The sequence below is a fragment of the Enterococcus faecium genome, from assembly GCF_029023785.1.
Lineage (GTDB): Bacteria > Bacillota > Bacilli > Lactobacillales > Enterococcaceae > Enterococcus_B > Enterococcus_B faecium.
Window position 1 is genome coordinate 1,141,073 of record NZ_CP118955.1, and the last position, 21,268, is coordinate 1,162,340.

A 21,268-nucleotide genomic window follows, 5' to 3' on the forward strand; every position below is an offset into this window, starting at 1 on the left:
TATGGCAACAAATGAATCGTTAAAAAACCAATTGGCAGAAAAGCCACAGAAACAAGTTGCACCAGGACAGTTAGGGCTTAAAGCTCTAATGAATACACCAACAATGAGAAAGAAATTTGAAGAAGTACTTCATGACAATGCTAATGCTTTTATGTCGAATGTTATGACTCTTGTATCTAATGACAGTTATCTTGCAGATAGTGAACCGATGTCTATCATGAGTGGTGCGTTAACTGCTGCAACATTAAATCTTGGGCTAGATAAGAATTTAGGTTATGCATATTTAGTTCCATTCAATAGTAAAAACAAACAAACAGGAAAATGGGAAAAGAAAGCTCAATTTATGCTTGGCTATAAAGGATATATCCAATTAGCCCAACGATCAGGTAAATACAAAGCATTAAATGTGATTGAAGTTTACGAAGGAGAACTAAAAAGCTGGAACCGACTGACAGAAGAGTTTGAGTTTGATCCAAATGGTAGAACATCTGATGAAGTCATTGGATATGTTGGCTATTTTGAATTACTGAATGGATTCAAGAAAACTGTCTATTGGACCAAACAAGAAATTGAAGCTCATCGAATTGCTAACAATAAAGATCGAGATAAGACAAAGTTAAGTGGTGTGTGGGCATCTGATTACAATGCAATGGCACGAAAAACTGTTTTGAGAAATCTTCTTTCTAAATGGGGGATCTTATCCATTGAAATGCAAGAAGCTACCACATCGGATGAGAGAGTCCAAAGAGTTCAAGAAGATGGCAGCATTATTGCTGAAACAGAAGTTGAGGAAGATATTCCTGAAAGAAAAGAAGCAGAGGTTATTTCTGAAAAAAACGAAGATGTACAAACTGGATTATTTGATGCATCTAATCCGCCGTTAAACAAATAATGAGGGAGTTTTCTCCCTCAAATTACTAGAACGAAAGGAGGGACTCAATTGGATTACATCGGACAGCTTAATGCTTTTGACAATTGGCTTGAATATAACGAGCTTGGCGCTGGTCCCCAACTGCTTTGGTATAAGCTAATGGCTATAGCAAACAAAAGTGGATGGCAGAGCGAATTATCGATTGCCAATACAAGGCTACAAGCAATGACTAAAACGTCTGAAAAAACATTGATTAACAATCGTAATCAATTGATCCAAAACGGACTCCTTCAATATAAAAAGAGAGGTCGTACAAAAGCTGGAGTTTATATTCTTTCTGATCTAACTGGAAATTTTACAGTAAAAACTACAGTAGATAATACGGTAGAAAACTCCGCTACTGGAAATATTCCAGTAGATAGTAAAGTAAATCCGAAAGTAAATAGGGAAGTAAATCCTTCAGTAGATTCTACAGTAAATCCTTCAGCTTATATAAACAATACAAAACAAAACAAGACAAATAAAGAAGATGATATAGGCGTGTATGAGTTCATCCAAAAAAACTGGGGGAAAGCACCTACTGGACTTTTGCAAGGAGCATTAGGACCGATGATTAAAACTTGGGGAGCAGATATGATTCTCTTTGCTTTTAAATTAGCTTTCGAAAACAACGTTGAGATGCCAGGATTGAAAAAATATGTTGAAGCGATATTAAATTCATGGAGTAATCAAGGAATTAAGACAATGGAATCAGCAGAAAAAGTCCAAGAAGCTTTTAAAAACAAGAAAAAACAAAACTATCTTCCTAAACGTCAAAACAATGTACGGCGTGAAAAGTTGCCTGATTGGGTCAACAAACCTCAAGAAGAAAAGGCACTTGATCCCGATAAAAAAGCAGAATTAGAAGCCCGCTTTGCTGCTTATCAGGCTAAGAAGGAGGCGCTTCTTGAGAATGAATAAATATCGTAATCGAAAAACTATCCATCGAGGTATCAAGTTCGATTCTATCGCAGAAGCAGAGTACTACGATCTAGCCTTGTGGCAAGCGGAAGCGAATGGCTGGAAAGTGAAACTTCAAAAAAGATTTGAGCTGATGCCGAAATTTGAACTAGACGGAAAGAAGTATCGCAAGATCGAGTATATTCCCGACTTCACATTTTATAAAAACGGCAAACTTGTCAAAGTCGTAGATGTTAAAGGAATGCAGACAAAAGACTTTAAGATCAAGGCAAAGTTGTTCTGTCATCAATATCAAGTGCCGTTGATTTTAGCTAAAAAATATCGGAATACGTTCAAGGAAGAGCGTTTTTAACGAGGTGGTCCATCATGACAACAGAAGAAGTGATTCAAATGCGTATTCGAAGCCTTCAGCGTGAGATTGACGATCTGGAACGGACGAAGGCAGTGATGGTCAATGAAACGGCGAGGAAGGCAATCGATTTGCACATAGAGAATTTAAGAAGGGAAATCCATCGATTGGAGGAATGAGCGTGGATAAGAAAGCAGCAATGAAACGAATTGTTGAATTAACCAAGTCAGAATCTTGGCAAGAAGACAAAGAAATAGTTGCAGAAGTCCAAAAGCTCGGCAAATCAATGTGGACTGAAAAAGCCAAACGGAGAACGCCGAGAAAAATTGCGATCTGGCATGGTGACCGAATTCTAGTAACAGGTACTGCTGAACAGTTATCTGAAATTACTGGTCTGAGCAAAAACACCATCTGGGATAGAGCTAGTAGCTTATGGATTGATTTAAAGGGACGACAGTTTAGGTATGTGGAGGAGAAAAAATGCTAGACATGAAAATCGAAGATTATCGAATTACCAGTGATTCTAGAAACATTGTCTTATCGAAGGTAAGACGAGATGAAGAAGGAAATATCCGCTACACAGAAACAAAAGAAGAATCACGAGCAGATATCGGATACTTTCAAACTGTCTCATCGTGTTTAAAGGCGATACAACGCGATTACGTGTTAAGTGAAGAAAGAACGATAAAAAGTATTATCGAGTACAAAAAAGCGTTAGAAAACATCACTAGACAGTTTGAACAGGCATGTGAGATTGAGGAGGAGAAATAATGGACGAACTAATCACAAAAGTAGAGCAGTGGGCTAAAGATAAGGGACTGGATCAAGCGGATCCAAAAGCACAGTTTTTGAAAGTAGCTGAGGAATTCGGAGAAATTGCTTCGGCGATGGCAAGAAGTAATGATGAGCTATTTAAAGATAGCGTAGGAGACGTTATCGTCACGCTGATTATCCTTTCCATGCAAAAAGGGACAAACATACAAGAGTGTTTAGAAATGGCATACAACGAAATCAAAGGGCGCACAGGAAAAATGGTAGATGGTGTATTCGTGAAGTCGAGTGATTTGGAGGACAGCAAATGATACCGAGATTTCGAGCGTGGTACACACCATTTAAAGGTAAAACAATTGGACAAGAAATGAAATATGGGCAAGCAGGAAGGTTGATCACTCATGCTGAAATGGCTCCAGATAAATATGTCCTCATGCAATCAACAGGGCTGAAAGATAAAAATGGTGTGGAGATATTTGAAGGAGATGTAGTACTTTTCAGTGTAAGTGATGGTTTTGATCATTTAGTCGACGAAAAAGCTATTGTTCAATCCTCTGAGTGCCATTCTGGCTTAATTTGTAAGCTAGTAGACTTGGACTTAGAATATCGAATTTATTATGATCCAGTATTTCACACTGACTATGAAGTTATCGGGAATATATACGAGAATAAAGAGTTATTAGAGGTAGAGTAATTGACTAAAATATTAGATGCATGTTGTGGTAGTCGAATGTTTTGGTTTGATAAACAGAATCCAAACGTAATTTTTATGGACATTCGGAAACAATACGAAGAACTAAATAGCGGACATGTCGTTGATATCAATCCTAATGTCATTGGAGATTTCAGAGATATGCCATTTGAAGATGAATCATTTTATCATGTAGTATTTGATCCGCCACACTTGCTTAAAGCAGGCGAGAATAGCTGGTTGGTCAAAAAGTATGGAAAATTAAATCCCGAAACTTGGAAAGAAGATTTAGCATTAGGATTCAAAGAATGTTTCAGAGTATTAAAGCCAAATGGAACTCTTGTATTTAAATGGAACGAGGATCAAATCAAGCTATCAGAAATATTGAATGCAATTGATTATGTGCCATTATATGGAAATAAGAGAGCTAAAACACACTGGTTAGTATTTATGAAGAGTATCTAGCTACCTCGTGAAATTGTAGGATCAATTTTGATTAAATATGTAATTTCTGAATTTACCAGATAATGGGAAGGTAAACATGCAAATTAAAAGTATCGTTTGGAAAATTAAAACTATAGTTAATTCTGTAGCGTTGAATTTTAAGTACAAGCTTAAATGTATTCCCCATTCAATCAAATTTAATCCAATTAAATAAAAGTAGTATCTCTTTTTAATCTTACAGTTTTTAAGAAAATAGTAGCTAATATAATAATCTAATAAGACAAGTATAACCAATATATGTTTATCTATAGTGACTATAGTGTCATGTTTTTCTGAGAGTCTATGGAAATACATTAATAATGTTGGTAAAGGAATATATATTGTTAATAATGATATAAAGAAAAAGACTATAAATGGCATTTCGTCACTCCCATATAAATAAAACTATGTAAAAAATATCACAATATTGTGTTGTGGTCAAATATTTTCATGTTATCTATTTTGTTATTATCGTCAATAAATGAAAAGGAGGAGGTAGAATGATGGGTTTCAAAAAGAGTGACAAAGTAGTTACTAAAATAGGATCAGGCGTGTCATTATACTTCTTGGACAACGAATATTATATAGTTCAAGATGCTTCGATGCCTGGCAGAATCGTTTTGATTGACGAAGATAAACAGCGTTTGAGTTGGCCATCTAGTAAATTCGAATTATATGAGGAGGTGGCGGAAGGATCAGCAAGGCGTTGAAATGGCTAGAAGCTGAAGCAGATAGACTCGAAAAAGAGTACATTGAAAATGATGATCCGAATAAAACAGTAAATCATAGCTTTATAGAAGGCTTCAATTATGCGTTAGTAAATTTACAGGCGATAGAAGAGCTAGAACTCAACGACAACCAGAAAATCGTGTTGGAGTGGTTGAAAAGCGAGACAATTTTAACTAGAGAAGCACCAATATTATCTGTTAATGCTTTTTCTGATAAAAATTTACTAGGAAAATTACCTGATAAAGTACGCAAAGCTTATAAACTATTGGATTGTAAACAAGAATATGAAGTCCTAGCAGCATTCGCGCAATGGGGATTGGGACAGGAGGAAGCGGAATGATCCACGAACTAAAAATACTACCAGAATATTTTGAAGCAGTCACAAGCGGACGCAAACAATTCGAGACCCGCAGGAATGATCGTAATTTTAAAGTTGGTAGTCAGTTAATTTTGAGAGAGTGGACTGGCGAAAAATATACAGGCGACTCATACAAAGCAGAAATTACTTATATTACTGATTATGCTCAGCAAGATGGATATGTAGTTCTAGGAATTAGAGGGGTAAAGTAGATGAGTTTAATTGAAAAGATACAAGAAACACAAAATGAATCATTCGATAAATGGTTTGAACGTTGGTACGAAAAACAAAATTTAGAAGATACTATCATCAAGTCAGCAGCAAAAGGTTATAAAGGTTATTGTATTTCTATCAAAGAAACATGGGAATCCGCATCTAATTGGGATGAAAAACAAAAATATCTTGTAAGACGACTAAGAGACAAAAGAACTGTTAAAAAAATCCAAGAGAAACTAGGCGAAGGATTAAAAGTGAAATACGTCAATGATGATAAAACATATGATACTTTTTTTGGACTTAAAAGACATGAACAATCGGAATATATATCAATTGAGTGGGGAGAAGCGGAATGAGGAAAGCCATAAAAGAAAATTTTAAGTATATCTATCTAATGATATCCTTAATCATGGTCATTATATTTGGGCTCAATAATGAGTTTGTTAAAGCAGCAGTTACAGGGATTTTCGCATTTGAATACATCAAAATAATGATGTTATCTGAGCTATCAGAATATTTGAAAACATCAGTAATAATTTTGTATAAGGGCGACGAAAGCGAGGTCTCAGAATGAACAACAGACACCGCAGAGTAGCCAAACTAAGAAAACAAGAATTGAATGTGTTAAAGGCAAAGTTTGAAAAAGAATACGGAGTTTCTGTAGAAGAAGTATATAAAGTGGCAAGTCAGTGTGTTGCTATTGCAAGTAAGGCTATTCGTAAGTTTGGGATTTCGATATTAAATGATGATCGTAAATGGGAGGAAATGAGATGAAAATAAAAGACGGATTTTACGCTAGTAGTCATGGTATCGGCGGTTTAATGCTAGACATGCCGATAAAGAACCCTAAAACACGTCAGAAATCAAAATTCAAAATCGGTGACATGGTCCGATGTAAAGCAGAAGAGTTCATCTATCCGTTTCGTGGATATGTAGAGCATGTCTATAATCATTCAGCAATCATTCACATTGAAAACACGATGGAATGCGATAAGTGGTTAGCGAAAAGCAAAGATAATTTAGCAGTGGCTCGTTTGGTGGATATGGAACTAATCAATGACAAATAAAAAAGCCGGATCGCTCCGACTGATTCAATAAATCCAACACATTTATTATATCACATAAAGGAGCGGTTTGACTTGATGCAATTGTTACGAGAGGTAGATTTCAAACAGACAAGATGTAATGCGAGAGATGTGCTGAAGAACTTTCGGCGTTTGGAGCGGATGGCAGGTCGCTCTTTGATAGATATTAAGTCGCCGATTATTACGGATATGCCGAAGGCACCGAAGCACGGCAATAAGGCAGAAGACGCGATCATTCAGATGATGGATATAGAAGCGGAGAGAGACGCGATTTTAGCAGCCTTGATGGCTCTTAGTCTGATTAGCCGTCAGATACTCTACTACAGCTTTTGTGTGCCAGATAGCTTCTCAAACTACAGAATTAGCCGTGAAGTGGGTTATTCAGAAAGAAGTATACAACGGATGAAGTCGGAAGCTCTAATAGAGTTTGCAGAAGCATATAAACACGGAAGAATAATTGCTTATAAATAATTTGGCGGTTTTTTGGCGGAATGATGGCGGTTTTTAGCTATTTACCAGTGATATTATGGTAGTGTCGAAAGATTAGTGATAGGTCTGAGACAAAATAATAATAAAAGGAACATCGTTTTATTATTGTTTCACAATTAAGCTTCGATAGACAGCAGCGGAAATATTAAGAATAAGGATGTGAATTCCAACTCCTTCTAAATTGTTCTTATTATCTATCATCCGTTGCTGTCTATTAATTTATGTATTGGAGGGTATATAAAATGAATAACGCTTCCGAAAAAATTGATCAACTAACTATTTTAGTAAACCAAAGAATCGAAGATATTATCAAGGAATTCGAAGGTGAAAAGATTAAGAACATAAAGCTTACTTTAATGGATCATAAGTTCGAACTAAATTCGACAAAAAGGAAGATCGTTGAGCTTATAGAAGAAGAAATTGCTGTCCAGATCAATGAGCAACAATTAACTAATTAATTTATGCATCGGAGGAAAAACGAATGGATAAAGAAAGTGCACGAGAACATTATTTGAGTAAATTCAAACGTAACAACAAACCAGAAGAAGTTTTTGGATCAAGCGTTAAAGAGGTTGGAGAAAAACTAACTCAATTATTAAAAGAAGAAGACTTAACATATGATGAAGCATACGCAAGCCTTCAATATAGTTATAATTTATTAAAGTATGAGTCTAATTTCATAAAAGTAAAATAGATAATTATGTTACTGTGGCGGAAAGGGTAGACGCTATATCTGGTAGGTATGCTTGAAGACCAGAGAAACAAGAGCTAAGCGCAACCATGCAAGGTTCGATTCCTTGCCAGTGACTTAAGGAACCTACGGAAACAATCAATCTTATCGGATGCCGATTGGTTGGCTGAATTAACCAGCGTGCCTGGAAATCAGTTAATAGACATAAAATACTAGCGCAGACGTGCGCCACTCTCAGGTGTAGGTTAGGAGAGAAACATTAAGTTGGACTTGCTAGGAACACGGCAAGTTGCCTGTGTGAGGCTTTGTATCATTGCGTAGGTCTTGGCTAGAGACGGTATTCTAGTCCAGTGTTCACATAGGGTTATAACTGCATCTCATTGCTGAGGTGTAGTTTTTTACATATGAGATCACTCCTTAAGTGGTCTTTTTTATTTTACATAAAGGAGGAATGAACTCATGAAAGAATATACTACTAAAGAATTTGAAGAAATGAAGCGATTAAAGAAGGACTTTGAAGAAGTTGGTCAAGGACAATCATTTACGATTGGAACTATTCAACGTAGATTACGTTTCGGGAAGGAACGAGCTACTGCTCTTTATAATGATCTGATCTCAGATAGAGAGAAGGACTTCCAATGAGAAACTACCGCTGAGTGGTCTTTTTATTTGCGCAAAGGAGGTTAACAACAATGTATAGACCACAATATTTAGAACAGAAGTATGAAGTAATCACTGTGCAAAACGGTAACGGTGAGATAGTACGAAAGTATAGAAGACCAATAAAGAGCGATACATACAAACGAAAGGAAAGCAATGAAGTTATTCCATTGTATGGCAAAAGAAGAGCGAAGCATTAAATAAGATTGTGAAAGGAGACGGATCATGACCGAGGAATTCTATAGATGGCTATTACAGTTGATAAGAGAAGATCGTTTGGTTAAGTTCTATCAGTCTCCTAAATGGCGCAGGCTTAGAGAGAAAGCGATGAAACGAGATCACTATGAATGCCAAGAGTGTAGAAGACTAGGCAAGTATCATAGAGTAGAGAACGTTCATCATATAAAGGAAGTCAAGGATAGACCTGACTTAGCTTTAGATTTAGATAATCTTATTTGTTTATGTGTTGAACATCATAATGAAGTTCATGGTAGATATCTTACAGCACTAGATAAACAAGAGAAGAAGATAGAAAGCTTTGCTAACTTCGATGCAAGTGAAAGGTGGTAAGTGCATGATCATCAATGACAATGGCAGAGAGTATGACACAGAAAAGATTGAAGAGTATTCATCTTATACTCAGGGATTGATTAAACGTTTGATATACGTTCGCTATGTAGGTATTAGGGATCTGTTATCAGATAACTGTTGTAGCAAATACAAAGTGAATCAAGTAAGAGAAGCGTTGAATAAAGATAATAATGTTGAAAGAATAAAAAATGTTTTCGGATATAGCATTGAAGAGATTAATTATTACATTGACTTCGCTGAAGCTTTCATTCCGATGGTGAGATAACCCCCCCTTAAAATAAATCGCAAATTTTTTGGGGGTGATGAAACGGAGGGGGCTGTCAGGAAAAGAGATTTTTTCGAACTTTATCATGAAAGGAGGGCTAAAATGTTTAAAAACGAATTGTCTCAAAATCGCTACAGAGAAAAATTACGCCGCTCTTTAATAAGCCAATTGGAAAGTCAGAAAACAAATATTGAGCCATTCTTAGATAATGTTGATCGTTATATCAGTTTATGGGAAACGGCGATATCACTGGAAGAAGATATATCCGAGAACGGCATTAGATTGGAGAATGGTAAAAAGAATGAATCAGTAGCGTTGCTTGTTTCTGTCAACAAACAAATGGGATTGATGTTGGATAAACTTGCCATTACTCCTGAATTGGTAGGTGAAGCAAATGAATCAATTCCTGAGTTATAAGCATATTGAAAATTGGTTCAAAGCTATAGAAGAAGGCACTATCAAGGTATGCAAAGAGCAATTATTGCTAAAAAATTATCTAGAAGAAAGAGTCTTTACTAGAGAAGATATTTACTTCGATAAGCAGATGGTAGAGGATTCAATCAATATACCAGCACAATACTTTCCATTCGAATTAATTCCGTGGGAAAAATTTCTACAATGTTTTATTTATGGTGTTCGATGGAAAAAAGATAAAACACTAGTGTTCAATAGATATCTTTCATTAATGGGACGTGGTAATGGTAAAACTGGTTTTGCTTCTTGGAACAACTTCTTTCTACTCACCGCTAAACACGGTATTAAAAATTATGATATTGATATCTATGCCAATAATGAAAGCCAAGCAAAGACTAGTTTTGATGATGTATTTAAAGTAATTAAAGATCATCCTGATTTAGATAAAAAAGTATTTAAAGCTACGAAGGAAGTTATTCAAAATATCGCTACAAATAGCAAACTTCGTTATAACACGGCAAACGCTAGAACAAAAGACGGGAAGCGACCAGGTGCAAACCGCTTTGATGAAATTCACGAAAATGAAGATTATTCAATGATAAATGTGGCTACTTCTGGTGGTGGTAAAATTCGAGATTATAGAGAATTTTATGATACAACTAATGGTCATGTTCGTGGTGGTCCGCTTGATGACATTATAGAAGAATCAAAAATGATTCTTTCTGGAGAACTTGGAATTGACAAGGATGGAGCAGAATTTTCTAGTTTGTTTCCATTTATTTGTCGCTTGGATAACGATAATGAAGTTGATGATCCCGACATGTGGGAAAAAGCTTGTCCAACTATTAATTACAATGCAGATTTAAAACGGAAAATGTTTCAAGAATACTCTCAAATGCAACGTAATGCTGGTTTAAGACTTACGTTCATGACAAAACGAATGAACAGACCTATGGAAGATACACGATTTGCTGTTGCTTCATATGATGATGTTCTGCATACGAAAGAAAAAGAATTTCCTGAAAAAATGGATGAAGTGATAGGAACAGTCGATTTTGCTGATAGACGAGATTTTGCCAGTGTTGGGTTGCTAGGAAAATATGATAAAGATGTGTATTTTACCCAACATACTTTTATCCACGAATCAGCTCTTCGATTACAGAACATAAAACGAGAGGTTATAGATATTTCTATAGATCAAGGAAAATCACAAATCGTTCATGGGAAAAATATAGAAGCTGATTATATTGTAGGTTGGTTTCTTGAAATGAGTAATAAATATTATATTAAAAAAATCGCTATGGATATGTACCGTGCAAAAATATTGAAGCCCGCTTTAGAAGAAGCAGGTTTTACTGTGGAAATTGTTCGAAGCGGATCTGTTACACATGGTATGTTAAAAGATCTGGTTGATGACCTTTTTATTAATCAACGTTTATTTTTTGGTGACGATGCGATTATGCGTTGGTATTGCATGAATGTATATGAAGAGCATATTTCTAATGGAAATATACGCTATGAAAAAATAGAACCTGAAACTAGAAAAACGGATGGCTTTTTTTCATTCCTTCATGGTTTGAATTTTTTAGATGATATTTATGATTCTGCTCCTGTAACAGTCACAAATAGCTCAGTAGAAAATACAGGAACTGGATTTACTCCTCTAGTATTCTAACTTGAAAGGAGGTGAGAAAGTGGGGATTTTTCAAAAGGCGGTAGGATACTTCACAAAAAAAGCAACAGTTCCTTTAGAAGAATATTTTTGTAAATTGCAAGTTGATTTTGTGTATCGAAAATTTGCAATTGAAACTTGTATTGATTTGATTGCAAATGCGATGAGCAAAGCGGAATTCAAGTCATATGAAGATGGAAAAAATAAAAAGAATGATCTTTACTATAGGCTAAATGTAGCTCCTAATAAGAAAAATAATGCAACAGAATTTAGAAAAAAACTGATCAGGAGATTAATATTCTACAATGAAGTATTGATCGTTTCTCCGTCTAATAATTCTAGCGAAATATTTATTGCGGATAGTTGGGATATCACAGAGTATGCATTAAAAGATGATGTGTTTTCTCAAGTGCAAATTAACAACATAGTCCTTGATAGAGAATTTCTAGAAAGTGATGTTATCTATATAAAATACGCAGATCAACAAATTAGGCAACTAGTCGATGCGTATTATCAAGCGTATGGGAAACTCATTTCTAGTGCCATGAATGTTTACAAGCGTTCTAACGCTCGTAGATACGTACTGAAAGGGAATTTATTCCGACCGCAAGACAATACAACACAAGACCAAATCAATAAAATGATGACATCGCAGTTCAAACCATTCATGGAAGCGGACAATGCAGGGGCAGTATTCCAACTACAAGAAGGATTCAATTTAGAAGATTTCAGCGGAAACTTCCAAAGCAATTCAAGAGATATAAAAAACTTAATAGACGACATCTTTGAGATGACAGCAGCAGCGTTTCACGTTCCGAAAAACCTACTAAAGGGAGACATGAGTGGGTTATCGGATCAAGTGGACGCTTTTTTAATGTTCGAAATCATTCCAATTGCTGAACTTATTCAGGATGCGTTTAACGCTAGTCTCTATGAAGCAGAAGAATACTTGTCAGGGAATTTTGTACGTGTTGATACAACTATGATCAAGATTACTAGCTTCAAAGATTTGGTTGACGCTATTGATGTAGGCATTAGAAATGGGGTATTTACAATCAACGAAGGAAGAGAACGCGTTGGAAATGATCGCTCTGATAAGGCGATGGCAGATGAAATATTTATAACTAAAAACAACCAACAAGTATCGAAAGGAGGTGAGGCGAATGACGACAATGAAAACATTTCTAGCGGTAAAGAATGAAGGAACAGTACCGCAAATTTTTATTCAGGGATTTATTGGCTCTAGTTGGTTCTTTGAAGGGAATACTGATAAGGGAATCAAAAATATTTTGGATAGTCTAGGTGATCAAGAAGAAATTGAAGTAGTGATTAATTCAAACGGTGGAGACGTATTTCAAGGGATTGCTATTGGGAACTTACTTAAGTCAAATAAAGCAAAAGTTAACGTTGTGATTAACGGCTTAGCCGCTAGTGCTGCTTCAATTATCGCAATGGCTGGCGATACTATAAAAATTTACAACAATGCACAATTGATGATTCACCGCGCTTCCACATATGGAGAAGGAAATGTCGATGACTTCCGCACGATTGCTGATCAATTGGAATCAATTGATAAATCGGTAAAGGCTTCATATAAAACACGATTCAACGGTACAGATGAAGCATTGCAAGAACTTCTTGAAAAAGAATCGTTTATGGATGCAGAAACAGCTTTGAGTTATGGATTGGTCGATGAAATTATCGATGCAGAAAATAGCGCAGGTACTGAAGCTAAGAAAGAACAAAGCGTTGAAGAAATTTTGAATGACGTTGAAGAAAAAAGAGCAGAAAAAATTGCTGCATTTACAGCAGCATTAAATAAAACATTTGGACAAGGAGATGCAAAATAATGACAGTTAAAAATTTAAAAGGTGTAACAGCTGCAAGCGACCAATTGATGAAAGCTTTTAAAGATGGTAACGAAGAATCTTTTAGCGCAGCTATGGTAAGTTTATCTAAGGAAATTCAGGATAAAATTTTAGAAGAAGCAACAGCAAAAAATCAAGATCAATTAGTATTAATGAACCGTGGTCAGCGTGTACTAACTACACAAGAAACAAAATTCTATAACGAAGTAGTGAATAACGAAGGTTTTGCAGGAGTTGAAGAATTAGTACCAGCTACTGTATTTGAACGCGTATTTGAAGATCTAGAACAATCTCATCCACTATTGCAAAAAATTACTTTTGTTAACACAACTGGTGTAACAGAATGGATTGTGTCACGTGGAGTCAATCCAGCATGGTGGGGTAAACTTTGCGAAGCTGTTAAAAAAGTTTTAGATAATGGCTTTGACGTAATTAACATGAAGCAGTTCAAGCTATCAGGTTATATTCCTGTATGTAAGGCAATGCTTGACTTAGGTCCAGTATGGTTAGATCGTTATGTCCGTACTGTTTTAGTAGAATCATTGAGAATTGCATTAGAACAAGCAATCGTTGATGGTACTGGTAAAGATATGCCAGTCGGAATGATGCGTGATATGAGCAAACAAACTAGCGGAGAATATGCTGAAAAAACAGCAGAACCTATTACAGCTTTAGATGCTGCAACTATGGGCGGTTTGATGGCACGACTATCAAAATTCAATATCGAAGGCGTAGATGATCCGATTTATCGTAATGTAAATCCTTCTGATGTGGTCCTAATTGTGAATCCAACAGATTACTGGTCTAAAGTTTTCCCAGCTAAAACCGTACTAACTGCTAATGGAGAATATGTACAAGTATTGCCAGTACCAGTTTCAGACTTGCAGTCAACAGCTGTGCCAGAAGGAAAAGCAGTTATTGGGGTAGCTTCAGATTACTTCATGGGTGTAGGATCTACGCTAAAAATTGAAGCTTCAGATGAATACCATTTTGTTGAAGACGAACGCATTTATCTAGCTAAACAATATGCAAACGGACAACCTAAACGTAATGATAGTTTCATTGTATTAGATATTAGCGCTTTGGGAACTACTACTACAACTACAAAACCAACAACCACAACAACTATAACACAAGCGTAGGTGATCAGAATGAAGTATATTCTTTGTCAGCCGGCAATCAATCGGTTTAAATGGGAGCTTGAAGTTTGTTTAACTAATCTGAAGAAACTAGGAATCAAAGATATCGTATTGCTTTTCAGCAGACACGATGATCAGATTCCTATTTTTTTTGAGAAGGAATATGGCGTTGAAGTTCATGTGTACGATGATCTGCGGGACGACAAAGAGTATATTCCTTCGATTAAACCATATTTATGGTGGAAATATTTAGAAGAAGATCATTCGCGTGAGGACGACCGATATTTCTATATCGATTCGGATGTCATTTTCAATAAAAGAATTAATTTGCGCAAATTGCCTTCTAAAGATGATGTTTGGTATTGTAGCGACTGCTGTAGTTATCTAAGTCTTGATTATATTAGAAGCTGTGAAAACGGAGAAAATATTCTAAAAGATATGGCAAATATTGTAAATGTTAGAGTAGAATCTTTGGAAACTATAAACACTAATTCAGGAGGCGCACAGTGGGTTATTAACCGTCCTAAAGCGAATTATTGGAAAAAGGTTTATCTGGATTCTAATCGGCTATATCGCTACCTTAGAGGGCAAAAAACAAATGTACAGATTTGGACAGCCGAGATGTGGGCACAGCTTTGGAACATGATGTATTTCAATATTGGTCCTAAAGTTCACGAGGAATTAAACTTTTGTTTTGCTACTGATCCAATAGAAAAATTTAAAGAAGTAAAAATCTTGCATAACGCTGGAGTAACAACAAATGATGAAGATTTATTTTTAAAAGGGAGATACGTTACTTCCACGCCTTTTGATGAAGATTTATCATTTGTAAACAAGAAAAAATGCTCTTACGCATATGTTAAAGCAATTAAGGCGGTGGTTAGATGACGCCTGAACAAGTGACTGAAGAATTGCTAATAGCTGTGAAGGATAATATTTACGTTACCTGGAACGAAGAAGATGAGTCAATTAAAAAGATGATAGCTAAAAATGCTGTTTATCTTCAAAGTAAAGTGAGTACAACACTTTCTTTTTCTCCTGAAAGCTTAGAATACGGATTGCTAATCGAAAGATGTAGATACGACTGGAATCGTGCTTTAGATGAGTTTGAACAAAATTTCGCTAGTGAGTTATTAGGTTTCATTCAACATTATGCGCTACAAGAATATATTGCAGGTGATGGGAATGGCGAATAATCGTAGACTCGAAGAAACATTCAACGATGGTTGGTTAAAGATTTTGACGCAAACTACCAAAAGAAATGAACTAGGAAAAAAGATTGGTGTAGAAGATACAGAAATCACTTCTTTAAAATTTAGAAATCTTTCCATGAGAGATAGTGATATAACAGCTATGGATGCGATGGGATCGAAATTAACTAAGAAAGTAAAGACTCCATTTCATCCGATCGCCAAGAAATTTAATAAAGATCAATATTTTATCGTAATCGATAGTATGCGTTACAACGTTATCTATGCCGATTACGATAATTTTTATATCTATTTTTATCTTGAAAGTGTGGGTGAATATGGTTATTGATAATTCTAAAGAAAAAGAACGTTTAAATAAGCAAATTTCTGCTATCAAAACTTCCTTAGAAGAACATTTTAAGCTCAAACTCTTTCAAGACTCTGTTGGCGAGGATGAGCTACCTGATGATTTTAATTACTTCATTCTCGAAACAGGAGAAATAGAAATGATCACTGAACCAAAATATAGCGTGGGTCAAAATCTATATCTAACTTTCTATTCAGAAAATAGAGAAGATTTAACAGGAGATTCACTAGATATTATTTCATTGATTCAAAATCGTTCGATTCGTTTTCAGAGAATGGATCCCAACCATTTAAAACTAGAAAATCAAGATCGCTATATCGATCAATTGGTATTTACGTTTAGACGATTATTGAAGAGTGATTGTCATGGCTAAAAATAGTTGGGAGCTAAAAATAAATGGGCATGATGAACTTCTTGTGCGGATGGAACGCTATTCAAGCGAGAGTGAACGACTGATCAATGAAGCATTGAAATCGAAGGGTTCGGCTATTGCAGTGGATAGGATTACAGAAAAAATTCCTGTTTCTGAAGCAGATTTAAGAAGAGGACACCAACACGCAAAAAATAGTCGTCCACTTAAGACTCAATATATTAATTTGGGTTTCATCATTAGACCTACAAGAAAATTTGAGTATTTAAAATATCCTGATTTGGGGATAGGTACTTCTAAAAGAAATCAGCCAGACGAATTCATGAGAAGAGGATTAGGTCTTGCACTTGATCCAATTACAGAACTTCTGATTCGTCAATTCGATAAATTAAATAAATAGGAGGAACAACAATGGCTAAAACAACAACTGTAGTAACAACGTTCGATAACGTGAGTATCAAACGAATTGCTTTTAATTTTAAGAATGCAGAAAATGCAATCGCAACAGATTGTAACGGACAATTAGATGGCGAAACAGAAATGCAAACGGTGGTTAAAAAATGTGGAGCGACAGAAGTAAAATCAAAATCTAAACCAATCAATATGACGGTAACAATTACTGCACATGTACCGATGGAAGTTTATCGACGTTTCAATGGGTTGAAACAAGATGAACGTATTAAACCAGGCATTTACTCTTACGGTCCTGATTCCGTAGGCGAAGATTTCTCACTTGCTGCAGAGATCGTGGATGACTTCGAAGAAAATAGCAAGTTAGTTGGTATGTTAGCATGCACTTCGAATACAGGATTAACATTCTCTATTGAAAATGGTGCGGATGAAGTAGCTGCTTTAGAACTAGAAACAAAAGTTATGCAAGATGAATTTGGTAAATTCTATCATGAAGCAATTGTTGCAGAACTTGAAGAAGACTTAACAGATCAATGGATGACGAATCTATCTGCTGATGTGATTAAAAAGAGTTCAACAACCACTACTACAACGACTCAAGCTTAAACATAAAACGGAGGTAGCAAAATGAACGAAGATTACTCAAAAATTGAACTAAACGATGGAACAATTTTGAATTTAGAACCTAAACTGAATATCAAGAAATTATTGATGATCAATAGAGATTTTAACACAGACGAGTTTGCAAAAATGACTGTGGGAAAAGGATCCATGGATATTTCTGTTATTCAAGGTGCAAAGGCTGTGTATATTGCTTACCGCCAAGCGAACATGACTGATTATATTTCATTCGATGAATTTATCGATAAATGGGATTTTGATATGGCTACTGCCAGCTATATTTATCAATTGATGATGTTCAAACAAGCACGAGATGCCTATCAAAAAGAATTCGAAAAAGCAAATAAGGAAAAAAAGCTTCAAAAGTAAAAATGCCAAAGCTCTTAGTTGAAACGTGGGTCGATGTCTATTCGATGTTGACCGACGTTTTTTCTATGCCTTCAGATTTGGTTTTAAGCGATATCTGTTTAGATGACATTTTGCAAATGGCTTACAACAAGAGTGCTTATGAAGGATGGAAAAACTATGCAATAAACCAATCCCATAAAAACTAAAGAAAGGAGGTAAAAAATGGCTAAAAAGAGAACAGAAGCAGAAGTAACTTTCATAGCTAACGATGACGGATTGAAATCTACGTTAAAAGAAATCAGTGCTGAATTAACTAAAAATAGAGCAGAATTAAAACTAGAACAAGCTCAATTGCAACAGACTGGTTCTGAATCAGACAAGTTAGGAAGTAAATTATCTTCTTTAGAAAAGCAGTATGAATTACAAAGTCAAAAAGTTGAAGTAACTAGTCAACGTTTAGCCAATGCCAAAAAATATTATGGAGAAAATTCCACCGAAGTTCAGAAACTTGAAAGAGAACTGATTAATCAACAAACAGCACAACAACGTTTGTCAAACGAAATTGATAAAACGAGTAATGCACTAGCTCAAGCAAAAGGCGAAATACAGACGTACGAGTCTACAATGCAACAGTTGGACAGTGAACAGAAAAATGTTCAAGCTAGTGCTTCTCTGATTGAATCAGAATATAAAAAATGGCAAGCAACTGCTGGTCAATCAGCTTCTGAATCCGAGAAATTAGCGAAAGCCCAAGAATTTGTTTCTCAACAATCTGAAAATGCGGAGAAAACGATAGATATCCTAAGACGACAGTTAGAAGCTACACAGTCTGAATTTGGCGCTACATCCACAGAAGCAATGCAGATGGAAGCGAAGCTTAATGATGCTGAACGTGAATTTGAAGAGTTAGGACAAGCTGCTAAAAATGTAGATACAACTAACTTGGACGATATCGGAAGCAAAATAGATATGAATAATTTAATGGAAGCTTCTGACGTTTTAAGCGACATTGGCGATAAGCTTACAGAATTAGGGAAACAAGCAGTGGACTCAGCTAACAGTGTAGGTAGTTCCCAGAGTAAGATACAAGCTAATTTTGGTTTGACTAAACAAGAGGCTGAAGAATTAACGAATGTAGCCAGAGACATTTATTATAAAGGTTTTGGAGAATCGTTAGATCAGTCCACAGATGCATTGATTTTGGTAAAGCGTAATTTAGGCGATTTAAATAATCAAGATTTACAAAATATCACGGAACAAGCTATGGTCCTAGAAAACACCATGGGCGCTGATATGGATGAAACGTTACGTGGTGTAAATGGCTTAATGGTCAATTTCGGCTTGAGTGCTCAAGATGCAATGGATTTAATGGTTTCGGGTACTCAAAACGGTTTAGATAAAACGCACGAATTAGGCGACAATATGGCAGAATATAGCCAATTATGGAGTCAAATGGGATATTCAGCTGATGAAACGTTCGGAATGCTTCAAAATGGTTTAGATGCGGGTGCTTATAACCTTGATAAAGTCAATGACTTAGTTAAGGAAATGGGAATATCGTTAACAGATGGTCGATTTGAGCAAAACATGGATATGTTTAGTGAAAGTACTAGAAAAGCTTTTGAAGAGTGGAAAAATGGCGGAGGAACACAAAAAGACGTTATTAATTCCATGATTCAAGATTTTAGCAATATGGATGGTCAATACGACCAATTAAATAAAGCTTCGACAATTTGGTCTGCGCTTGGCGAAGATAATGCGATGAAAGTTGTCCAATCTTTAACTGATGTTAACCATACATTTGATGATGTTAGTGGATCTGCACAAAAAATGAATGAAGATTCTACTACTCCGTTGCAAGAGTTGAACGGGAAAATAGCTGAATTAAAGGATTCATTAGCTCCTATAGGCAACACAATCATAGATGCACTCGAACCAGTAATTGATTTTCTAGGAAAGATGGCTGATGCGTTTAATAATCTTCCACAACCAGTACAGGATTATGCCGTAGCAATTGGCGGATTGACTGCTGCATTTACTTTATTAATGCCAATAATAGTTGGCTTCATGGCTCTAGGTGGTCCTACTACATTAATAATAGGAGCAGTTATTACTGCTATTGCTGGAGTTATAGCAATTATAAAAAACTGGGGTGCAATTACTGACTGGTTTAAGGGAATATGGAGTAAATTCACTGATTGGTTGGGTGGTACTTTGGAAAGTATAAAAGAAGGTGCCTCATCAGTTTGGGATGGAGTCAAAGAAACCTGGTCTGGATTTGTAGATTGGGTTCAAGAAATTTGGCAAGGAGTTTCTGATTGGTTTGGAGAGTTATGGAGCGGATTAGTTGAAGGAGCTTCCAACATCTGGCAAGGAGTCCAAGAGACTTGGCAAGCATTCGTTGATTGGGTTTCAAATATTTGGAACGGAGTCAAAGAAGTATGGTCGATTATTTGGGCAGACATTGTAGGAATTGTTCAAATACCATGGACATTAATAACGTCATTGATTCAAGCTGGTATTAATATTATCGTGGGTATTTTTGATGTAGCTGGACAGTTATTAGGCACAGCTTGGCAAGCTGTTTGGACACCTATTTCTGATTTCCTTAAAAATATTTGGGATACTATGACACAATGGGTAAGCATCGCCTGGAATGGAATTGTAACTACATTCCATACTATATTTGATCCAATTGTGGCATGGTGGAACGGTATATGGACATCCATTAGTACTACGGCTTCAAATATTTGGAATTCAATTAGTGCAACAGCTTCTAGTATTTGGAACAGTATCAAGAATACAATCACTAGCTTGGTACAAGCAGCTGCTACAGTAATTCAAAATATTTGGTCAACTGTATCTAGTTGGTTAGGTGGAATTTGGAATTCAATCAGCTCTACAGCATCAAATATCTGGAATAGTGTGACAAGCAGTATAAGCAATGCTATAAATGCAGCTAAAAGTGCCATTCAAAGTGTTTGGAATAGCATATCTTCGTGGATTAGTGGAATTTGGAACGGTATCAAAAACACTGCTTTAAACCTTTGGAATGGAATTACAAGCACTATTAGCTCTAAAGTAAACGACGGAAAAAATGCAATTTCAAGCGGTTGGTCCAATCTAACAAGTATTGTTTCCGGCATATTCAATAATGTTAAAAGTACAATTGCTAACATTTGGGAAGGTATCAAAAAGACTGTTAGCGCTCCAATTGATTGGATTAGAGATAAAATCAGCAGCCTTTTTGATAATTTGAATATTTCGATACCACATATTCCGTTACCACATTTTAAATTGAGTGGGGAATTCAATCCATTGAAGGGAAAAATCCCAACGTTGGGTGTTGATTGGTATGCGAAAGGTAGTGTGTTTAATTCTCCGAATATTATCGGTGTCGGTGAAGCAGGGCCTGAAGCAGTTTTACCTTTGAAAAGATCTGTGCTGCAAGAAATTGGTGATCGTATCTTGAGTAGCACCTCAGTTTCATCTAGGGCACAAACGGTTCAACCTGTGAACAATTACGAATTCAATTTCACAATTGATGGTAACGCAGATGAAGTTACTATGAAGCAAACAACTCAACAAATCATTGATAACATTACAAAAGTTCAAAATGATAATGCTTCGGCATGGCGTTAAACAGGAGAGTATTTCTC

The 21,268-nt window shown here is 35.9% G+C and carries 37 protein-coding genes; 36 read left to right on the top strand and 1 reads right to left on the bottom strand.

The features are described from left to right. Position 1: 1 nt before the first annotated feature. From PYW34_RS05415 to PYW34_RS05455, 9 genes are read left to right on the top strand one after another with little or no spacing between them, the layout of a single operon-like run. Positions 2-892, top strand: coding sequence for a recombinase RecT (locus tag PYW34_RS05415; RefSeq protein ID WP_002334203.1), 891 nt, complete (start codon positions 2-4; stop codon positions 890-892). Positions 893-940: 48 nt separating this feature from the next. After that, positions 941-1,831, top strand: a complete 891-nt coding sequence (locus PYW34_RS05420; RefSeq protein WP_002334204.1) for a DnaD domain protein — start codon at positions 941-943, stop codon at positions 1,829-1,831. Further along, positions 1,824-2,183, top strand: coding sequence for a DUF1064 domain-containing protein (locus PYW34_RS05425; protein WP_002334205.1), 360 nt, complete (start codon positions 1,824-1,826; stop codon positions 2,181-2,183). Before PYW34_RS05420 ends, PYW34_RS05425 begins: the two co-directional genes overlap by 8 nt. Positions 2,184-2,197: 14 nt before the next feature. Then, entirely contained in the window at positions 2,198-2,359 is a 162-nt protein-coding gene (locus PYW34_RS05430; RefSeq protein WP_002296606.1) for an antitoxin, read from the top strand. Continuing rightward, the gene (locus PYW34_RS05435) at positions 2,356-2,667 is read left to right on the top strand and encodes a hypothetical protein (RefSeq protein ID WP_080019591.1); all 312 of its coding nucleotides are present in this window, start codon (positions 2,356-2,358) and stop codon (positions 2,665-2,667) included. Before PYW34_RS05430 ends, PYW34_RS05435 begins: the two co-directional genes overlap by 4 nt. Next, positions 2,661-2,951 carry a hypothetical protein gene (locus PYW34_RS05440; protein WP_002326231.1) on the top strand — a complete coding sequence of 97 codons (291 nt, stop codon included), beginning with the start codon at positions 2,661-2,663 and terminating at the stop codon, positions 2,949-2,951. The genes PYW34_RS05435 and PYW34_RS05440 overlap by 7 nt, the downstream gene beginning before the upstream one ends. Then, complete coding sequence (locus PYW34_RS05445) at positions 2,951-3,262, top strand: MazG-like family protein (RefSeq protein ID WP_002311632.1); 312 nt, start codon at positions 2,951-2,953, stop codon at positions 3,260-3,262. Before PYW34_RS05440 ends, PYW34_RS05445 begins: the two co-directional genes overlap by 1 nt. After that, entirely contained in the window at positions 3,259-3,645 is a 387-nt protein-coding gene (locus PYW34_RS05450; protein ID WP_002311630.1) for a YopX family protein, read from the top strand. Before PYW34_RS05445 ends, PYW34_RS05450 begins: the two co-directional genes overlap by 4 nt. Continuing rightward, complete coding sequence (locus PYW34_RS05455) at positions 3,646-4,107, top strand: class I SAM-dependent methyltransferase (RefSeq protein ID WP_002325355.1); 462 nt, start codon at positions 3,646-3,648, stop codon at positions 4,105-4,107. It abuts the gene before it with no gap. A 21-nt stretch (positions 4,108-4,128) separates the two neighbouring features. Here the strand turns inward: PYW34_RS05455 and PYW34_RS05460 are convergent, their stop codons facing one another. Beyond that, positions 4,129-4,506: a hypothetical protein gene (locus PYW34_RS05460; protein WP_002311628.1), complete on the bottom strand. Its 378-nt coding sequence runs from the start codon at positions 4,504-4,506 to the stop codon at positions 4,129-4,131. Positions 4,507-4,625: 119 nt separating this feature from the next. On the opposite strand from PYW34_RS05460, the gene PYW34_RS05465 reads away from it, so the two are divergent. From PYW34_RS05465 to PYW34_RS05595, 27 genes are all read left to right on the top strand, one after another. Next, positions 4,626-4,835, top strand: coding sequence for a hypothetical protein (locus PYW34_RS05465; RefSeq protein WP_002311627.1), 210 nt, complete (start codon positions 4,626-4,628; stop codon positions 4,833-4,835). Further along, complete coding sequence (locus PYW34_RS05470; RefSeq protein ID WP_002311626.1) at positions 4,832-5,194, top strand: hypothetical protein; 363 nt, start codon at positions 4,832-4,834, stop codon at positions 5,192-5,194. Before PYW34_RS05465 ends, PYW34_RS05470 begins: the two co-directional genes overlap by 4 nt. Further along, on the top strand, positions 5,191-5,424 hold the full coding sequence (locus PYW34_RS05475) for an ASCH/PUA domain-containing protein (protein WP_002325356.1): 234 nt from the start codon (positions 5,191-5,193) through the stop codon (positions 5,422-5,424). The genes PYW34_RS05470 and PYW34_RS05475 overlap by 4 nt, the downstream gene beginning before the upstream one ends. Continuing rightward, positions 5,425-5,784 (top strand): hypothetical protein, encoded by a 360-nt coding sequence (locus tag PYW34_RS05480; protein WP_002325357.1) that lies wholly within the window; start codon positions 5,425-5,427, stop codon positions 5,782-5,784. A gap of 214 nt (positions 5,785-5,998) precedes the next feature. Further along, positions 5,999-6,202: a hypothetical protein gene (locus PYW34_RS05485; RefSeq protein WP_002325358.1), complete on the top strand. Its 204-nt coding sequence runs from the start codon at positions 5,999-6,001 to the stop codon at positions 6,200-6,202. Further along, complete coding sequence (locus tag PYW34_RS05490; RefSeq protein ID WP_002325359.1) at positions 6,199-6,495, top strand: hypothetical protein; 297 nt, start codon at positions 6,199-6,201, stop codon at positions 6,493-6,495. The genes PYW34_RS05485 and PYW34_RS05490 overlap by 4 nt, the downstream gene beginning before the upstream one ends. 75 nt (positions 6,496-6,570) lie before the next feature. After that, positions 6,571-6,984, top strand: coding sequence for an ArpU family phage packaging/lysis transcriptional regulator (locus PYW34_RS05495; protein ID WP_002304479.1), 414 nt, complete (start codon positions 6,571-6,573; stop codon positions 6,982-6,984). Between the two features lie 239 nt (positions 6,985-7,223). Continuing rightward, positions 7,224-7,460 (top strand): hypothetical protein, encoded by a 237-nt coding sequence (locus PYW34_RS05500; RefSeq protein WP_025478012.1) that lies wholly within the window; start codon positions 7,224-7,226, stop codon positions 7,458-7,460. 23 nt (positions 7,461-7,483) lie between these two features. Beyond that, positions 7,484-7,696 carry a hypothetical protein gene (locus PYW34_RS05505; protein WP_002325361.1) on the top strand — a complete coding sequence of 71 codons (213 nt, stop codon included), beginning with the start codon at positions 7,484-7,486 and terminating at the stop codon, positions 7,694-7,696. A gap of 456 nt (positions 7,697-8,152) precedes the next feature. Then, positions 8,153-8,335 carry a hypothetical protein gene (locus PYW34_RS05510; protein WP_002318050.1) on the top strand — a complete coding sequence of 61 codons (183 nt, stop codon included), beginning with the start codon at positions 8,153-8,155 and terminating at the stop codon, positions 8,333-8,335. Positions 8,336-8,385: 50 nt separating this feature from the next. Continuing rightward, positions 8,386-8,553: a hypothetical protein gene (locus PYW34_RS05515; RefSeq protein WP_002325362.1), complete on the top strand. Its 168-nt coding sequence runs from the start codon at positions 8,386-8,388 to the stop codon at positions 8,551-8,553. Between the two features lie 25 nt (positions 8,554-8,578). Then, complete coding sequence (locus PYW34_RS05520; protein ID WP_002305386.1) at positions 8,579-8,923, top strand: HNH endonuclease; 345 nt, start codon at positions 8,579-8,581, stop codon at positions 8,921-8,923. A 4-nt stretch (positions 8,924-8,927) separates the two neighbouring features. After that, the gene (locus PYW34_RS05525; protein ID WP_002296599.1) at positions 8,928-9,209 is read left to right on the top strand and encodes a hypothetical protein; all 282 of its coding nucleotides are present in this window, start codon (positions 8,928-8,930) and stop codon (positions 9,207-9,209) included. A 102-nt stretch (positions 9,210-9,311) separates the two neighbouring features. Further along, complete coding sequence (locus tag PYW34_RS05530) at positions 9,312-9,626, top strand: P27 family phage terminase small subunit (RefSeq protein ID WP_002286538.1); 315 nt, start codon at positions 9,312-9,314, stop codon at positions 9,624-9,626. Beyond that, positions 9,604-11,298, top strand: coding sequence for a terminase TerL endonuclease subunit (locus PYW34_RS05535; protein ID WP_002286533.1), 1,695 nt, complete (start codon positions 9,604-9,606; stop codon positions 11,296-11,298). Before PYW34_RS05530 ends, PYW34_RS05535 begins: the two co-directional genes overlap by 23 nt. A gap of 19 nt (positions 11,299-11,317) precedes the next feature. Further along, positions 11,318-12,496 carry a phage portal protein gene (locus PYW34_RS05540; RefSeq protein WP_002334509.1) on the top strand — a complete coding sequence of 393 codons (1,179 nt, stop codon included), beginning with the start codon at positions 11,318-11,320 and terminating at the stop codon, positions 12,494-12,496. Next, positions 12,459-13,145: a head maturation protease, ClpP-related gene (locus tag PYW34_RS05545; RefSeq protein WP_002334510.1), complete on the top strand. Its 687-nt coding sequence runs from the start codon at positions 12,459-12,461 to the stop codon at positions 13,143-13,145. Before PYW34_RS05540 ends, PYW34_RS05545 begins: the two co-directional genes overlap by 38 nt. Continuing rightward, positions 13,145-14,305, top strand: coding sequence for a phage major capsid protein (locus tag PYW34_RS05550; protein WP_002334511.1), 1,161 nt, complete (start codon positions 13,145-13,147; stop codon positions 14,303-14,305). Before PYW34_RS05545 ends, PYW34_RS05550 begins: the two co-directional genes overlap by 1 nt. 9 nt (positions 14,306-14,314) lie before the next feature. Then, positions 14,315-15,190: a hypothetical protein gene (locus PYW34_RS05555; protein ID WP_002334512.1), complete on the top strand. Its 876-nt coding sequence runs from the start codon at positions 14,315-14,317 to the stop codon at positions 15,188-15,190. Beyond that, entirely contained in the window at positions 15,187-15,498 is a 312-nt protein-coding gene (locus PYW34_RS05560) for a hypothetical protein (RefSeq protein WP_002334513.1), read from the top strand. The genes PYW34_RS05555 and PYW34_RS05560 overlap by 4 nt, the downstream gene beginning before the upstream one ends. Further along, entirely contained in the window at positions 15,488-15,841 is a 354-nt protein-coding gene (locus PYW34_RS05565; RefSeq protein WP_002334514.1) for a phage head closure protein, read from the top strand. Before PYW34_RS05560 ends, PYW34_RS05565 begins: the two co-directional genes overlap by 11 nt. Further along, a complete protein-coding gene (locus PYW34_RS05570) occupies positions 15,831-16,232 on the top strand; it encodes a hypothetical protein (RefSeq protein ID WP_002318246.1) in 402 nt (133 codons plus the stop codon). The genes PYW34_RS05565 and PYW34_RS05570 overlap by 11 nt, the downstream gene beginning before the upstream one ends. Then, positions 16,225-16,629: a hypothetical protein gene (locus tag PYW34_RS05575; RefSeq protein ID WP_002286516.1), complete on the top strand. Its 405-nt coding sequence runs from the start codon at positions 16,225-16,227 to the stop codon at positions 16,627-16,629. Before PYW34_RS05570 ends, PYW34_RS05575 begins: the two co-directional genes overlap by 8 nt. 11 nt (positions 16,630-16,640) lie before the next feature. After that, positions 16,641-17,246 carry a hypothetical protein gene (locus PYW34_RS05580; RefSeq protein ID WP_002318244.1) on the top strand — a complete coding sequence of 202 codons (606 nt, stop codon included), beginning with the start codon at positions 16,641-16,643 and terminating at the stop codon, positions 17,244-17,246. A 21-nt stretch (positions 17,247-17,267) separates the two neighbouring features. After that, positions 17,268-17,630 carry a hypothetical protein gene (locus PYW34_RS05585; RefSeq protein ID WP_002286510.1) on the top strand — a complete coding sequence of 121 codons (363 nt, stop codon included), beginning with the start codon at positions 17,268-17,270 and terminating at the stop codon, positions 17,628-17,630. Between the two features lie 2 nt (positions 17,631-17,632). Beyond that, positions 17,633-17,815: a hypothetical protein gene (locus PYW34_RS05590; RefSeq protein WP_016925825.1), complete on the top strand. Its 183-nt coding sequence runs from the start codon at positions 17,633-17,635 to the stop codon at positions 17,813-17,815. Positions 17,816-17,831: 16 nt separating this feature from the next. Beyond that, positions 17,832-21,251: a phage tail tape measure protein gene (locus PYW34_RS05595; RefSeq protein WP_002334515.1), complete on the top strand. Its 3,420-nt coding sequence runs from the start codon at positions 17,832-17,834 to the stop codon at positions 21,249-21,251. Positions 21,252-21,268 lie beyond the last annotated feature (17 nt).

What these genes read in the sequence shown, in the direction of transcription:
- PYW34_RS05415 (WP_002334203.1), top strand. Translation starts at nt 2, where the DNA reads ATGGCAACAAATGAATCGTTAAAAAACCAATTGGCAGAAAAGCCACAG.
- PYW34_RS05425 (WP_002334205.1), top strand. Translation starts at nt 1,824, where the DNA reads ATGAATAAATATCGTAATCGAAAAACTATCCATCGAGGTATCAAGTTC.
- PYW34_RS05430 (WP_002296606.1), top strand. Translation starts at nt 2,198, where the DNA reads ATGACAACAGAAGAAGTGATTCAAATGCGTATTCGAAGCCTTCAGCGT.
- PYW34_RS05435 (WP_080019591.1), top strand. Translation starts at nt 2,356, where the DNA reads ATGAGCGTGGATAAGAAAGCAGCAATGAAACGAATTGTTGAATTAACC.
- PYW34_RS05440 (WP_002326231.1), top strand. Translation starts at nt 2,661, where the DNA reads ATGCTAGACATGAAAATCGAAGATTATCGAATTACCAGTGATTCTAGA.
- PYW34_RS05445 (WP_002311632.1), top strand. Translation starts at nt 2,951, where the DNA reads ATGGACGAACTAATCACAAAAGTAGAGCAGTGGGCTAAAGATAAGGGA.
- PYW34_RS05450 (WP_002311630.1), top strand. Translation starts at nt 3,259, where the DNA reads ATGATACCGAGATTTCGAGCGTGGTACACACCATTTAAAGGTAAAACA.
- PYW34_RS05460 (WP_002311628.1), bottom strand. Translation starts at nt 4,506, where the DNA reads ATGCCATTTATAGTCTTTTTCTTTATATCATTATTAACAATATATATT.
- PYW34_RS05465 (WP_002311627.1), top strand. Translation starts at nt 4,626, where the DNA reads ATGATGGGTTTCAAAAAGAGTGACAAAGTAGTTACTAAAATAGGATCA.
- PYW34_RS05475 (WP_002325356.1), top strand. Translation starts at nt 5,191, where the DNA reads ATGATCCACGAACTAAAAATACTACCAGAATATTTTGAAGCAGTCACA.
- PYW34_RS05480 (WP_002325357.1), top strand. Translation starts at nt 5,425, where the DNA reads ATGAGTTTAATTGAAAAGATACAAGAAACACAAAATGAATCATTCGAT.
- PYW34_RS05485 (WP_002325358.1), top strand. Translation starts at nt 5,999, where the DNA reads ATGAACAACAGACACCGCAGAGTAGCCAAACTAAGAAAACAAGAATTG.
- PYW34_RS05490 (WP_002325359.1), top strand. Translation starts at nt 6,199, where the DNA reads ATGAAAATAAAAGACGGATTTTACGCTAGTAGTCATGGTATCGGCGGT.
- PYW34_RS05495 (WP_002304479.1), top strand. Translation starts at nt 6,571, where the DNA reads ATGCAATTGTTACGAGAGGTAGATTTCAAACAGACAAGATGTAATGCG.
- PYW34_RS05500 (WP_025478012.1), top strand. Translation starts at nt 7,224, where the DNA reads ATGTATTGGAGGGTATATAAAATGAATAACGCTTCCGAAAAAATTGAT.
- PYW34_RS05505 (WP_002325361.1), top strand. Translation starts at nt 7,484, where the DNA reads ATGGATAAAGAAAGTGCACGAGAACATTATTTGAGTAAATTCAAACGT.
- PYW34_RS05510 (WP_002318050.1), top strand. Translation starts at nt 8,153, where the DNA reads ATGAAAGAATATACTACTAAAGAATTTGAAGAAATGAAGCGATTAAAG.
- PYW34_RS05515 (WP_002325362.1), top strand. Translation starts at nt 8,386, where the DNA reads ATGTATAGACCACAATATTTAGAACAGAAGTATGAAGTAATCACTGTG.
- PYW34_RS05520 (WP_002305386.1), top strand. Translation starts at nt 8,579, where the DNA reads ATGACCGAGGAATTCTATAGATGGCTATTACAGTTGATAAGAGAAGAT.
- PYW34_RS05525 (WP_002296599.1), top strand. Translation starts at nt 8,928, where the DNA reads ATGATCATCAATGACAATGGCAGAGAGTATGACACAGAAAAGATTGAA.
- PYW34_RS05530 (WP_002286538.1), top strand. Translation starts at nt 9,312, where the DNA reads ATGTTTAAAAACGAATTGTCTCAAAATCGCTACAGAGAAAAATTACGC.
- PYW34_RS05535 (WP_002286533.1), top strand. Translation starts at nt 9,604, where the DNA reads ATGAATCAATTCCTGAGTTATAAGCATATTGAAAATTGGTTCAAAGCT.
- PYW34_RS05545 (WP_002334510.1), top strand. Translation starts at nt 12,459, where the DNA reads ATGACGACAATGAAAACATTTCTAGCGGTAAAGAATGAAGGAACAGTA.
- PYW34_RS05550 (WP_002334511.1), top strand. Translation starts at nt 13,145, where the DNA reads ATGACAGTTAAAAATTTAAAAGGTGTAACAGCTGCAAGCGACCAATTG.
- PYW34_RS05555 (WP_002334512.1), top strand. Translation starts at nt 14,315, where the DNA reads ATGAAGTATATTCTTTGTCAGCCGGCAATCAATCGGTTTAAATGGGAG.
- PYW34_RS05560 (WP_002334513.1), top strand. Translation starts at nt 15,187, where the DNA reads ATGACGCCTGAACAAGTGACTGAAGAATTGCTAATAGCTGTGAAGGAT.
- PYW34_RS05565 (WP_002334514.1), top strand. Translation starts at nt 15,488, where the DNA reads ATGGCGAATAATCGTAGACTCGAAGAAACATTCAACGATGGTTGGTTA.
- PYW34_RS05570 (WP_002318246.1), top strand. Translation starts at nt 15,831, where the DNA reads ATGGTTATTGATAATTCTAAAGAAAAAGAACGTTTAAATAAGCAAATT.
- PYW34_RS05575 (WP_002286516.1), top strand. Translation starts at nt 16,225, where the DNA reads ATGGCTAAAAATAGTTGGGAGCTAAAAATAAATGGGCATGATGAACTT.
- PYW34_RS05580 (WP_002318244.1), top strand. Translation starts at nt 16,641, where the DNA reads ATGGCTAAAACAACAACTGTAGTAACAACGTTCGATAACGTGAGTATC.
- PYW34_RS05585 (WP_002286510.1), top strand. Translation starts at nt 17,268, where the DNA reads ATGAACGAAGATTACTCAAAAATTGAACTAAACGATGGAACAATTTTG.
- PYW34_RS05590 (WP_016925825.1), top strand. Translation starts at nt 17,633, where the DNA reads ATGCCAAAGCTCTTAGTTGAAACGTGGGTCGATGTCTATTCGATGTTG.
- PYW34_RS05595 (WP_002334515.1), top strand. Translation starts at nt 17,832, where the DNA reads ATGGCTAAAAAGAGAACAGAAGCAGAAGTAACTTTCATAGCTAACGAT.